At 69.8% G+C, this 13517-nt stretch carries 9 protein-coding genes and 1 pseudogene; 1 reads left to right on the top strand and 9 read right to left on the bottom strand.

Translation table 11 applies throughout. The features are described from left to right. Nucleotides 1-52 precede the first annotated feature (52 nt). Nucleotides 53-1726, bottom strand: a pseudogene (locus HUW46_RS49160) (acyltransferase domain-containing protein); the annotation flags it as partial. A gap of 434 nt (nt 1727-2160) precedes the next feature. Between HUW46_RS49160 and HUW46_RS40025 the strand changes: the two are divergent. Next, nucleotides 2161-3444 carry a helix-turn-helix domain-containing protein gene (locus HUW46_RS40025; protein WP_215543882.1) on the top strand — a complete coding sequence of 428 codons (1284 nt, stop codon included), beginning with the start codon at nt 2161-2163 and terminating at the stop codon, nt 3442-3444. A 92-nt stretch (nt 3445-3536) separates the two neighbouring features. On the opposite strand, the gene HUW46_RS40020 is transcribed toward HUW46_RS40025, so the two are convergent. The 8 genes from HUW46_RS40020 to HUW46_RS39985 all read right to left on the bottom strand — a co-directional run bounded on the left by HUW46_RS40020 (nt 3537) and on the right by HUW46_RS39985 (nt 13517). After that, nucleotides 3537-4868, bottom strand: a complete 1332-nt coding sequence (locus HUW46_RS40020) for a glycosyltransferase (protein ID WP_215543881.1) — start codon at nt 4866-4868, stop codon at nt 3537-3539. A 99-nt stretch (nt 4869-4967) separates the two neighbouring features. Next, nucleotides 4968-5984 (bottom strand): beta-ketoacyl-ACP synthase III, encoded by a 1017-nt coding sequence (locus HUW46_RS40015; protein ID WP_215543880.1) that lies wholly within the window; start codon nt 5982-5984, stop codon nt 4968-4970. Between the two features lie 26 nt (nt 5985-6010). Then, nucleotides 6011-7114, bottom strand: coding sequence for an SIS domain-containing protein (locus HUW46_RS40010; protein WP_215543879.1), 1104 nt, complete (start codon nt 7112-7114; stop codon nt 6011-6013). A 62-nt stretch (nt 7115-7176) separates the two neighbouring features. After that, a complete protein-coding gene (locus HUW46_RS40005) occupies nt 7177-8787 on the bottom strand; it encodes an amino acid adenylation domain-containing protein (protein WP_215543878.1) in 1611 nt (536 codons plus the stop codon). Further along, nucleotides 8784-10274: an argininosuccinate lyase gene (locus HUW46_RS40000; protein ID WP_215543877.1), complete on the bottom strand. Its 1491-nt coding sequence runs from the start codon at nt 10272-10274 to the stop codon at nt 8784-8786. The genes HUW46_RS40005 and HUW46_RS40000 overlap by 4 nt, the downstream gene beginning before the upstream one ends. Beyond that, on the bottom strand, nt 10271-11512 hold the full coding sequence (locus HUW46_RS39995) for an ATP-grasp domain-containing protein (protein WP_215543876.1): 1242 nt from the start codon (nt 11510-11512) through the stop codon (nt 10271-10273). The genes HUW46_RS40000 and HUW46_RS39995 overlap by 4 nt, the downstream gene beginning before the upstream one ends. Further along, entirely contained in the window at nt 11509-12558 is a 1050-nt protein-coding gene (locus HUW46_RS39990) for a cysteine synthase family protein (protein WP_215543875.1), read from the bottom strand. Before HUW46_RS39990 ends, HUW46_RS39995 begins: the two co-directional genes overlap by 4 nt. Next, nucleotides 12555-13517, bottom strand: coding sequence for a GHMP family kinase ATP-binding protein (locus HUW46_RS39985; protein WP_254125412.1), 963 nt, complete (start codon nt 13515-13517; stop codon nt 12555-12557). The genes HUW46_RS39990 and HUW46_RS39985 overlap by 4 nt, the downstream gene beginning before the upstream one ends.

Here is a 13517-nt window from a genome sequence, read left to right as displayed (position 1 = left end):
CGCCCCCTACGTGCGCCCGCGCCAACGCTAAGAGGAATCGCGCTCGCCCACCGTCGTCGCGCCCCAGCGTGTCGAGAACCGCGCCGCGCACGCCCGCCTCGCCCAACGTACCTTCGATGGCCGCGGTGACCACCGCGTTGGGACTGATCTCGATGAAGGTCCCGAACCCGCGGTTGATCAAGGCGCGGGTGGCGCGCTCGAACTGGACGGTGTGCCGCAAAGTCTGGATCCAGTAGTCGGCGGTCAGCTCGGTGCCGTCCACTTCGCAGCCGACGAGCGGGGAAAAGTACGGCACCGCCGCGTGCTTCGGCTCGATCGGCGCCAGGTCCGACGCCATGTCTTCCCGGATGAGGTCCATCTGCGCCGAGTGCGCCGCCAGCCCGACCGGGATCCTCCGCGCGTGCACTCCTTCGGCACCGAGTTCACCCAGCAGTCCCTCGATCGCCTCGGAATCCCCCGAGACCACCAGTGCGCCGGGACCGTTCACCGCGGCCACCACGATCCGGCCCCGCCACGCGGCCAGCCGCGGCGCCAGCCGGTCCACGGTCGAGTACACCGAAGCCATGTCGCCGCGCCCGGCCAGTTTGACCAGCAACGCCTTGCTCCACAGTGCGATCGCCCGTGCACCGTCCACCAGGGACAACGCGCCGGAAACGCACGCGGCCGCGGCTTCGCCGAGGCTGTGCCCGAGCACGGCGTCCGGTTCCACCCCGTAAAAGCGCCACGTCTCGGCCAGCGCCACCATCACGGCGAACAAGGCCGGCTGGACGACGTCCACCCGGTCCAGTTCCGGTACGCCCGCCTCGCCGCGCAGCACCGCGCGCAGCGACCAGTCGACGAACTGGTCCAGCGCCCGCTCGCACTCCTCGATACGGGCGCGGAACACCTCGTCGGAGTCGAGCAGTTCCGCGGCCATGCCCGGCCACTGCGTACCCTGGCCGGGGAAGACGAACGCGGTCCTGCCGGGTTCGCCCACCTCCCCGAGCACCACGCCGGAGGCCGGAGAACCGGCCGCCACCGCGTCGAGGCCGCGGAGGAAGCCCGCCGCGTCCGTGGCCACCACCACCGCGCGGTGTTCGAAGTCCGTCCGGTTCGTGGCCAAGGAGAAACCCACGTCGACCGGGTTGAAATCGCCCGTGGCGAGGAGGAAATCGCGCAACGACCCGGCCTGAGCCCGCAGCGCCGCCGGCGAGCGACCGGACAACAACCAAGGAAGCGGGCTCCCCGCCGCGGGCAGCGCCGCCGCCGGAGCCGGACGATCGGCGGACACGACGGCGTCGAGCAGTTCCCGGATCCCGGTGGCGGTGAGCAGGTCGGCGGTCAGCGGGATCCGCGTGCGATCACCACCGGAACCTGCTTCGAGCACGAGGAATCCGCCGCCGTCGGGCAGGTCGACCCCACCCACCACGGCCACGTCGGTCGAGCCCTCGAGAATCCTCGTACGAGCCTCGCGCAGCGCACCCGAGACCGACCGATGACGGCTGGACACGAAAACGTCGACACCGTCCAATCCCAACGTCTCCGCGAACTCCCGTGCCGTGCACCGCTCAGCCAACCCGGGGGCCGCGTCGTGGTCGATCGTGGACATCCCGAAGGACGTTTCCTCGCGTTCCCATGCCGTCGTGAAGAACCCGACCTTCTTGCCGCGCAGGGAATCCGGCCGGATCCCGGCGTTCTCCAAGGCCTCCCAGGACAGTTCGAGCTCCCACCGCCGCTGCGGTGCCATCGTGGCCGCTGCTTGCGCGGGCAGACCGAAGAACCCGGCGTCGAAATCCTCGACCGGAGCTGACCGCGCCGCCGGGGGAAACCGCCGTGCCGCACCGACCACGGCGATTCCGCCGATGGATCCGCCCGGAACCGGAGCAACCTCAGGAGCCATATCTGCCATCGCTTTCCGCTCGGCGGTCTGGCGGCCGCGTGCGCCCAATGCCACGGTAACCGCGGTGCCTTGCGCCGAGCTTGCACCGACCGGCCTCGGTGGACCCGGTCGATGCGCGGACGCACCGTCGTCTGACAAGTCCGCTTCGACGACCAGGGAAACCGGTCGCGGCCTCGGCGGTGGATTCCGATCGAAGGTAAGACCGTTGCAAGGACCCGGAGCTTAACGTCGGTCGCGTGCAGGGTCCGGGGTTCCACCATCGTCCTGGGGAGGTTTCGGCTATGGAGCGTCAGCACCGCTTCGGCGACCTGCTGCGCGACTTCCGGCTGCGGGCCGCGCTGACCCAGGAGGAACTCGCCAGCAAATCCGGAATCTCCGCGCGGACGATCAGCTTGCTGGAGACCGGCAAGCGCAACGCGCCGCGCCTCGCCTCGGTGCGGCTGCTGGCAGCCGGTCTTGGACTGTCCCAGGTGGACGGTGGCGCACTGCTGTCCGCCACCACCGCCGTGCCGGATCGGCGGTCCCGGATCGGCGGTCCGTTCGGCCCGCCCGCCTGCCTGCCACCGGACATCCCGGATTTCGTCGGCAGGGAAAGCGAACTGGGCAAGATGCGCTCCGCCAACGGGATCGTGGTCATCAGCGGCATGGCGGGAATCGGCAAGAGCACCCTCGCCGTGCGCGCCGCGCGCGGTGTCGCTTCCCGTTTCCCCGACGGCCAGTTCTTCTGCAACCTGTACGGTTTCACCGCGGACCGCGCCCCGCTGGCTCCGAAGCTGGCGCTGCTCCAGTTGCTGCTGCTGGCGGGCGTACCGGCGGATCGGATCGGCTCCTCGCTGGAAGAGCGGGTCGGACTCTGGCGGACGGTGACCGCGAACCGCCGAGTGCTGCTCGTACTGGACGACACCGCCGACGACCGGCAGATCCGCCCACTGCTCCCCGGTGCCAGCGGCAGCCTCACCGTGGTGACCTCCCGGCCGCGGCTACCGGGACTCGCCGGCGCGCTCCCGGTGCCGCTCGACGTCCTCCCACCGGCCAGCGCGACCGAACTGTTCGGCCGGATCGGCGGCGAGGACCGGCCTGCCGAGCCGGAGATCGCGGCCGAGATCGTGGCCCTGTGCGGCTACCTGCCGCTCGCGATCCGCATCGCCGCGCTCCGGGTCTCCCGCGGACCCGCTCGGACGGCCGGAGAACTCCTGCTCCGGCTGCGCGACAGCGACCGGCGGCTCGGTGAACTTCGGACCAACGGGCTGCCCGACCTCGGTGCCGCGTTCAGCCAGTCCTACCGGCCGCTCGACACCGCGGAGCTGACGCTGCTCGCCAGGCTCGCCGCCCGGTCGAACCGGGTATTCACCGCGGAACTGGCCGCCGAGCTGACCGGGCTCGGTCCCCACCGGACCGAATGCGCTCTGGAGAAGCTCCTCGACCACCACCTGCTCCTGCAGCCGGCGCCCGGTTACTACGCTTTGCACAGCCTGCTGCACCAGCACGCCCGCGGTATCGCGGGCGCTCGCCTGACCAGAATCGGCCAGCCGTGGCTTGATCCCGACCGCGCGATCACGGCGTAGCCGACCGGTGAGCCCGGTCGCGCACACCGGGCGAGGGGCGCGGCGATCGGGCCCGACCGCCGCGCCTCCCGAGCGGCATTTCCCGACGCTGCTTACCGAGCGGCGGTGGCGCGAGCCCGGTGCCGCTCGTGCACCTCTTCGATGATCTTGACCGCGGCCGCGGTGCCCTGATCCGTCCGCATCTTTTCCGCGACCGCCGCGGCCCGCTCGGTCAGCCCCTTGTCGGTGGTGACCTCGGTGATCGCCGCGGCGAGGTTGTGCACACCGAGTTTGCCCTGCGGGATCGGGGTGGTCGAGACACCGATCGCGTGCGCGGTGTCCGCCCAGTACGCCTGCTCCATGTGGAACGGGCAGGCTACCTGGGGCACCCCGGCGACGAGCGCCGCGTTCATGGTGCCCGTGCCGCCCGCGTGCACGGTCGCGCTGACGCGGGGGAACAACCAGTCGTACGGGGCTTCCTCGATGACCAGGACGTTTTCGGGCGGGTCGGTGATCTCGAGCCCACCCCACCCGGTGCCGATGATGGCCCGCACACCCGCCTTCCCGACAGCGTCCAGGATGATCTTGCCCCGGCTCGCCGGGTCCCCCTTCTTGAGGCTGCCGAACCCGACGAAGATCGGGGTCTCACCCGCGTCGAGGAACTCCACCAGCCGGGACGGCGGCGTCCAGTCGTCGCGAGCGGGCAGGAACCAGAAGCCCGTGGTGTGCACCGCGTCCGTCCAGTCACGGGAACGCTTGATCAGGTGCTCGCTGAACCCCTGGAGCAACGTGGTCGGCGAACCGTCGGCCTGCACCAGGCGGTTGTGCTGATTCCGTCGCGGTGGGAGGCCGAGGACCTCCCGGCGCCACTGCGTGATTTCCTTCTTCTTCTGCTGGAACAGTGGCAGCACCTTGTGGCTCAGCTTGTTGAGAAACCGCGCCCGGTCGGGCTTGGGCCGGACGACCGCGCTGCCGTAGTCGCCGGAGGGCGCGAAATGCGGGTGCAGCACCGCGAGCACCGCCGGCACCTTCTTGTGCTCGGCGATCTGGTGGCCCTGGTCCACCGGGTTGCACGGATGGACCACGATGTCGATGTCACCGGCGGCCTGCGCGCCCGCCCAGATGTCCTCCAGCAGGCCGGGGGTACGCCGGTTCAGTTCGGCCTTCACCTTGGCGATCGCTTGCTTCCGCACCGTTTTGTCCAGTGCCCTCTTGTCCTCGCCCTCGGTCATGACGAGTTGTTGGACGAGGGGATCTTCGATGTTCATCTTGGTGAGCCAGTCGTCACGGGAAGAGAATTCGATACCGTAGTCCTCGGCCGACGAACGCGCGCTCTCGCTCGCGGACAGGACGACATCGTGCCCCGCCTGCTTGAGCGCGTACGCCAGTGCCAGGTACGGCTGGACGTCCCCGCGCGAGCCGAACGCGTAGATGAGTGCCTTCATTTTGCTGGATCTCCTTGTTCGTTTCCTGATGTTCCCGGCCGCGCTCGTGCGCCCGATTCCGTCGAACGGCGGTGGTCCGTATCCGATGCGCGCCGCGGATCAGCACACCCGCAGGTCCGGCCAGCGCAGAACGGCCGCCCCCCAGGTGAGGCCCGCGCCGAACGCACTGAGCAGGACACGGTCGCCCGTTCGCAACGTGCCGTCGCGCGCGGAATCGGCCAGTGCCAGCGGAATGGACGCGGCGACGGTGTTGCCGACCCTGTCCACGTTCACGGCGACCTTTTCCTCAGGAACGCCCAGTTGTTTCGCCACCGTGTAGAGGATTCGGGCGTTCGCCTGGTGCCCCACGAATCGGTCGACGTCGGCAACCGTCCAGCCGGCGCGATCGAGTACCGTACGGGCAGATTCGGCCATTCTCGAATAGGCCAGGTAAAAGGTCTCGGCGCCTTTCATCGCGAGGAAGTAGTCGCCCGCTTCCATCGGAACGCCGTCCACCCGTTGTTGGGCACCGCCTGCCGGTACGAACAGCAACCCGGCCTGGTCCCCGTCGCTGTGCAGGTCGATCGGGCCGAGCGCGCCGAGTTCGTCCGGTCTCCCCGCGCGCAGGACGACCGCGCCCGCACCGTCACCGAAGATCGGCATCGTGGTGCGGTCGTCCGGATTGATCAGCGTGCTGAAGGTGTCCGCGCCGATGACCAGCACCCGCTGTGCCATACCGGACGAGATCAGGCCACCACCGGAGGCGAGGCCGTAGAGGAAGCCGCTGCACACCGCGTTGACGTCGAACGCGGGAATGCCGTTGAACCCCAGCCCGGTGGCTACCTGGGGCGCGCTGGCCGGACAGAGCTGGTCGGGCGTCGAAGTCGCCAGCACCAGAGCGTCGACGGTCTGCGCCGAAGCGGACCGCAGCGCCCGCGATCCGGCTTCGATCGCCATCCGGATCGTGGCGATCCCGTCACCGGCGATGCGGCGTTCCGCGATCCCCGTCCTGGTACGGATCCATTCGTCGGACGTGTCGAGTCGCTGCGCCAGTTCCTCGTTGCGGACCACTCTCGGCGGAAGCCACGAACCGAGTCCGGCGACGACGGGCACCTCACGCGCCTGCTCTGTCTGCACTGGAAAACTCCACTCCTCCGGACGTGCTATCCGGCCCGTTCCTCGGTGGCGATCGTCGAGCTGTGGTACCAGGGGTTCCCAGCCGCTTCGGAAATCAGGTCCCGCGACGCGGTGTCGTGGTGCCTGCCCAGCCGGAGCGCGACCCGTTGGATGATGTTGAGCGCAGCGAAGTACTTGCGGAGAAACCCGTCCTGCGCCAGATCGATCCGCACCATCGAGACGTTCTTGTTCTCCGGCACGTCCGCGGTCAGCAGTCTGCGGAGGTTCTCGCCCTTGCGGATCGTGTACTCGTCGTCGTCCTTGTCGGCCAGCCAAAGGACGCAGTGCCGCCTGCCCGGATCCGAAAGGGTCGCCACCTCGCTGTGGCAGAACTCGTGGAAGAAGTTCCGCGTGGCCGGCACCATGGCCATCTCGTTGAGGTGCATCTTGCCCAGCTTCAGCAGGCTCTCGTGCCACTTCGGCGAACCGATCATGACGATGTTCGCGTCCTTGGCCGCATCGGCGACCGACTCCACCAGGTCACGCCCCCCGGCGTCGAAATCGTCGTTCAGCTTCCTCGCCAGCTCCGCCAGTTCGGCGCGATGGTCATGGGCGAGCACCCCGAGCCGGTGGAACAGGTCCATCAGGATCGCGAAGTACTGGGAGACGTGGAAGAGCGGATATTCGCGGTCCGGCTCGCTCAACCGCCAGTAGGCGACGGAGATTCCCGCCTGCCTGCCGAGTTCCGCCAGCCTGCCGCCCGAGGTCAGCAGCAGTACCTGGTCACCGCGATCGCGCAACGCGTCGAACGCCTTGATCGGTTCCCGGGAATGGCCGCTGTAGGAGCTGATGACGTAGAGCGTGGCGTCGTCGTCGAGCACCGAAGGGGGCGCGAGGAAGCGGAAATCGTAATCGTTGACGACATGCACTTCCACGGGCGCGCCCATCTCCGTGAAGTACCCGCGGATGATGTCCGACACGATCGCCGAGCAGCCCATCCCAGTGAACACGATCCGCCGGAACCGCTTGTTCTCGAACCTCTCGCGCAAGCCGTCGGTCAACCCGTCCAATGAGTACTCATCGGGTTTCAGCAAACCCGCCAGGTACTCCTTTTCGATGAACCGTTCGTACCTGTCCAACCGTGCTTCCATGTGTCAGTACCCCATTCGCGTCGGCCGTTCCAACGTGGTTTCGGGAAAGTGGTCACCGGAACTCATCCGGCCGCGCCCCTGGTCGCGAGCCGCCGCCGATCGATCCTGCCGTCCGGTGTCAGCGGTGGGACCAGCGCTGGTCGGTCGATCTTTCCGTTGGGCGCCAACGGAATGCGCTCCAACGGCAGGTACAGGGCCGGGACCATGTACGGCGGCATCCGCTCGGCGAGGAATTCCCGCAGCCGCCGCCCTTTCGCCGGCAGCGCACCCGCCTCCGGTACGTAGTGCGCGATCAGCTGCGGTCCGCCCGGCACTTCGACCACGGTGACCACGGCCGCGGCGATCTCGGGATGCGCGGTGAGCGCGAGTTCGATCTCGCCCAGCTCGATCCGGAACCCGCGGATCTTGACCTGGCCGTCGGCACGGCCGAGGAACTCCAACGAACCGTCCTGCCGCCGCCGCGCGAGGTCGCCGGTGCGGTACATCCGCGCCGCCGGTTCGCCGCGGCGGAAGGGATCGGGCAGGAACCGCTCCGCGGTGAGGTCCGGCCTGCCAAGGTAACCACGCACGACGCCATCGCCGCCGATGTAGATCTCGCCAGGCGTGCCGGGCGGCACGGGGTGCAGGCCGGCGTCGAGCAGGTACTCCGTCGTGCCGGCGATCGGCTCCCCGAGGGGGATCCAGCCCCGCGCACCGCCTTCGTCGACGTCCTGGTATGACGACCAGATCGTCGTCTCGGTCGGGCCGTAGACCTGGACGAGCCGCGCCGGCGCCGATTTCTCGCGCACCAGTAACACCGAGCGGTGGTCCGCTCGCTGCCCGCCGAAGAACAGGATTCGCAGTCCGGCCGCGAACTGAGGTGTCTCCACGGCGAGTTGCTGCAACAGCGCCGCGGTCACGTACATCATCGTGACGCCGCCCGCCCGCAGTGAACGGGCTAGTTCCGAGGGGGACAGCAGGACCGGCCTCGGGACGACGTGCAACCGCGCCCCTCGGGTGAGGGCCACCCAGCATTCGAACGCCAGCGCGTCGAACGAAGGGCTGGAGGCGAGCGCCACCACGTCGTTCGTTCCCGGCTCCGCGTACTGGAGGTTTTCGACGAACCAGCGCAGCGCGGAGTGCGTTACGACGACGCCCTTCGGGGCACCGGTGGAGCCCGAGGTGTACACCACGTACGCCGTGTTCCCCGGCGACACGGCCGCCCTCGGCACGACCGCCGGTGCCGTCACGCCGGGGAACCCGGCGCGACCGTCATCGCGCACCGGCACCGCCGGAACACCGATGTCCTCGGGCAGAAGCGCGAGGCTCCGCTGATCGCCGAGCACGAGTACGGCGTCGGACTCGCGCACCATCAGTTCCAACCGCGCGGCGGGGTATTCCGGGTCGAGAGGGAGGTAGAACCCACCGGCCTCGAGGACCGCGAGCATGGCGATCACCAGCGCGGAGGATCGCTCGAAGCACAGCGCGACACAGACCTCCGGTCCCACGCCGCGCGCGACGAGCTCGGACGCCAGTGTCGTGGCGGCGTCGTGCAGTTCCGCGTAGGTCAGGGCGTGCCCGCCGGATCCGATCGCGACCGCGTCGGGCTGTCTCGCCGCGAGCGCGGCCACCCGATCGGGCACCAGCATGCCGGTGTCCATCGCCATCCCCGGTTCCGCGCCCACCCGGCTCATGCGCACCCCAGCAAGGCTCGGACCTGCCGGTCGAGTTCGCCCGCCGCGTCGCCCCAGCGCCGCTTTCGGTGCGCGAAGCTCCCGTTCGTGCGCGTCAGTTCCTCGTCGAGGGCGTGCAGCGCGCCCTCGATCGCGTGTGGACCGGCTCCGCCACCGAACTCGCAGACCTCGGCGACCGCATCCGGCTCCAGCCGGACCGGTTCCGCGAGCACGGAATCGTCAGGTCGCCGCGCCACGGCCTCGGCGAGGGATTCACCGGCGGTCAAGCCTTCGAGCACGAGCTTGCCGACCTCGTGGTGCGCGGTGCGGAACGGCCTTCCCTCGGCGACCATCCGCTCGGCGAGATGGGTGGCGGCGGTGTACCCCTCCGTCGCCCGGTCGAGCATCCGGTCCGCGACCGGTTCCGCACCCGCCACGACGAGCCGTAGCAGGATCACCGCCTCGGTGAGGTCCCGCATCGCCGGCCACAGGTGCTTCACCGCTTCGGTCCCCACCGCGATCGCGTTGGTGTAACCCGCGGTGCACATCGAGGACCCCGCGGCCACGAACGCGCCCATCGCGGCGGTGGCCCGGCCCTGCACGTGTTCCAGGACGAATGGATTTCGCTTCTGCGGCATCATGGAACTGGATCCGACGAGGTCGTCGGGAACGCGCACAAGGCCGAACTCCTCCGTGGACCACAACGAGAAGTCCTGCGCCACGCGCGCGAGCAGCACGCCGAGCACGGCGGACTCGGCCAGCAGGCGCAGCACGAAGTCCCTGGACGCCACCGCGTCCAGGGAGTTGGTCGCTGGCCTGGCGAATCCCAGCAGGGCGGTCGTGCGGTCTTGGTCGATCGGCACGGAGGTGCCGCCGACGGCACCCGCGCCGAGCGGGTTCACCTCGAGTTCCTCGCCCGCCCGCAGCAAACCGGTCAGGCCGCGGGCGACGCCGTTGCCGACGCCGGCGAGGTAGTGCCCGTAGGTGACCGGGACCGCGGGCTGCCGGTGCGTGTAAGCGGGCATCGTCACCCGCCGGTGCTCCCCGGCGCGGGCGAGCAGTTCGGCGCCGAGCAGCCGCACCTCCTCGACGAGCTCGGCGTACTCGGTCCGGGCGCGAAGGCGGGTCGTGGTGGCGTTGAGGTCGTTGCGGGAACGCCCGGTGTGCAGCACACCGCCCACCTCCGCACCGAGCAGTTCGATCAGGTACGACTCGTAGCTCAGATAACGGCCACGAGGGGCTGGCCTGTCGCGCAACGCGGCGAAGTCCGCCGACCGCAGGTCGTCGATGGCTCCGAGCAGGAGGCGAGCATGCCCGGGAGCGACAATCCTCCGCTCGGTCAGCATCACCAGGTGCGCACGGTCCACCTCGGTGAGGTCCCACATCTCGCGCACCAACTCGTCGGGCCCGTCCGCCGCGCCGTTGCCGAACAGGATCCGCTGCGCCGTCGCCGACAGCGGCGTGCCGAGCCTTCCCGTGTCCACAGTGGACATAGCACTGTCCGTCATGGACGATCACCGTCCTCGGTTGAGCTGAGAGCCGCACGGAGCCTGCCGAGCCCGAGCTCGGCCGCCTCACCAGCCGTCCCGTGACCGCCGGCCACGGCGATGACATGACCGCAGCGATCTCGGAAGTCGGCCGCGGGGGCGACCGGATCGCCCGTCCGGTGGTAGAACGCGGCGTCGACGACCCCCGTCACCGATCCGGCCGCTTCCAGTGCCGCCTCGGTGTCCGCGAGCACGCCCGCGTTCTCGGCGGTGAGGAATCGGATCGCCGCGTTCTCACCGATTCGCGGAAGCGGGCGCTCCTCCGAGCCCATCGCCGCCGCGACCTGAGCCCGCACCAGGTCGATCCCGGTGGAAAGCCGCACCAGATCGGGGATCCTGCCGCCGGCGAGCCGCGGGTTCACCTCGATCAAGAAGGCCTCGCCAGCGGAGATCCGGATCTCGACGTGCCCGGCGCCCCAACCGAGGCCGAGCGCGCGCAACGCCCGGAGCGCGGTCCCGGTGAGCAGCTCGCGGTCACGGTCGTCGACGGCCGCCGGGACGTCGTGGCCCAGTTCGACGAACTGGGGCAGCGGCCCGAGATGCTTGCGCACCAAGGAGATCACCGCGTCGCCGAACGTCTCGACCGAGTACTCGGTGCCGTCGATCTCGCGTTCGACCAGTACCTCGGCCGGGGCGGCGAGACCACGCTCGTTCGTGGTCCTCCCCAGTAGCTCCGCAGCGTGCTTGCCCACCTGCTTCTCGTCGGTGCAGCGCAGCACGCCGAGGCTGCCGGAACCCCGCACCGGCTTGACCACGACCGGTGGCCCGATCCGGCGCGCCGCGGCCATCGCGGCCTCGACGGTCCTCGCCACCGCGAAAGCCGGCACCGGCACCCCTGCCGCCTGCGACACCGCGCGTTGCGTTCCCTTGTCACGGCAGGCGGCGACGGCCTCCGGCGACGGACCCGGCCTGCCGAGCTTGTGCGCCACCGCGGCCGCGATCGGCACGTAGTACTCGGAACTGGTGGTGACCGCGCACACGCCGGTCTCCCGATCCCGCGCGAGCGCGATCCGTTCGACCTCGGCAGGGTCGGCGGTGTCGGCGACGACGTACTCGACCTCGTCCTCGGCAAGGTACGGATACCGGCTCGGTTCGCGGGTGATCATCACCGGGTGCGCGCCGAGTTCGACCGCCTGCCTGGCGAAGTCCCGGCCGGTACCGGTGGTGTTGCTCTCCACCAGCAGGACGGTCCCGGTCATCGCACCGGCTCCGTGGCCAGCACTTCGCCGAGTTCGCGACGAGCCCAGCGCATCCGCGACCAGGTCGGCGCGGCATCGCCGGGGTGATCGACGAGCGTCGGCCGGGCCTGCGGTGTGCTGGGCCAGACCCCGTTGTCGTACAACCAGGCGTCGGAGTAGACGGTCTCCTGGTACCGGTTGCCCTCGTCGGGGAAGATCACCACCGTGGTGGCGTCGGGATTTTCGGCCGCCCAGTTCTTGGCCACGAGGTACGCCGCGCCGCTGGTCGGTCCCATGAACAGGCACTGCGTGCTGTGCAGCTCGCGGGTGGCCCGGAACGTCTCCTCCGCGTTCACCCAGTGCACCTCGTCGTAGGCCTCGTGCCGGACGTTGGCCGGGAGCAGGCTGTTCCCGAGACCTCGCACCAGCCTGGGGCGGTCCGGCATCCCGAAGATGACGCTTCCGTGCGTGTCCACGCCGACCAACGACATCTCGGGCCTGCCGAGCCGGAGGAACGACGCCATCCCACCGGTGGAACCACCCGACCCGACCGGGCCGACCAGGCAGTCGACGCGGCCGAGCGATTCGCTGATCACCTCGGCGGCCCCCGCGTAGGACGCCGGGTTGTCGGCGTTGTCGTACTGCCCCGGCACGAAGTGGTCGGTGTACCGGTCCTTCAGCTGGGCGACTCGGTCGAGCCTCGCCCTCTGGTGACCGCCAGGCCCGTTCGGCTTGGAGACGATCTCGACCTCGGCACCGAGTGCCCGCAAACGGCGCTGGAGATGGACGTCGATCGCCGGGTCGCCGACGATCACGACCCGGTAGCCACGCATCCGGCACACCATCGCCAGCCCGAGGCCGAAGGTGCCCGATGACGTCTCGATCACCGTGGTTCCCGGCGTCAACGCACCCCGGTCCTCCGCCCGGTCGATCATGAACCGCGCCGGCAGCAGTTTCATCACCCCGAACACCGCGGCGTAGAGGTTGACGTCGAGCCGGACGAGCCGGGGCAGCTCCGTCGCCTCGATGATCGAGCCGTACGACTTGCTGGAGTGGCGCGGCGTCATCGGGCCCCCACTCCGAAGCGCCACTGCCGGATGATCCCCAGCTCCCGCAGCGCCGAGGCGTTCTGCTCCATCTTTCCCTCCAGGTCCGGGTCGTCGACGTCGAAAAGAAGCCCGGCGATATCGCCGCTGTGCGCGACCTGCAGGCCGATCGCGCCGCCGCACTCGGCAAGGGCTTGGAGCCGGTCGAAAGCGCGCACCGGCAGGTGTCGTTGGTTGATCCCGGCGCTCGCGCTCGCGACCCGCCCGAGCAGTTCGACGTCCTCGGACACCACTGCGCGGCGGAACATCGTGCGCAGCACCCGGAACTCCTCGATCTCCCATGAGCTGTATCGGGCCGGCGGCAGCGCGGCCGTGTCCACGCCGAGTCCGTCGGGGCTGGTACCGAACCCGAGCACGCCGATCGGTGGCAACTCGGCTCCGAAGTCCTCGATGACGCCGCCGTCGAGGTGGGCGAACAGGACCGCCCTGCGGTCGAACATGAGCGAGTCCGAGGCCTGTTCGGCGCGGACGGCGAGCACGGCGGCCGCTTCGCTGGTCAGCTTCTCGGCGAACGCCCGGTACACCGCGAAGATCGTCGCGATGACGTCGCTCGTTGACGACCCGAAGCCGCGCCTCAACGGGGCACCTCCGGTGAGGCGGAGGTGCCCGCCGGTACCGGAGCGGCCGAGCTCGGTCAGCGCGAGCACCGCGGCGGCACGCGCCTTGCTCTTCCAACCGGGGTCGACCGTCAGTTCCGGTTCTTCCGCGGGCACGAAGGTCGCGGACGCCGAGTAGAGATCGCACGGAACCGAAATCAGCCCCCTGATGAGGCGTCTGCCCTCCGGGAACACCCCTTGCAAGAACTCGCCGTGGTGCGCGCGCACCACGGCGCGCCCCGACCCTTCACTGTCCACATCGGACCACGTGGAACGGCCGGGTGGCCACCCCACCTTCTCCCGCGCGGTGATGACGTCCTCCAC

Source organism: Amycolatopsis sp. CA-230715, assembly GCF_018736145.1.
Lineage (GTDB): Bacteria > Actinomycetota > Actinomycetes > Mycobacteriales > Pseudonocardiaceae > Amycolatopsis.
This window is presented reverse-complemented; position numbering and strand designations above follow the sequence as displayed.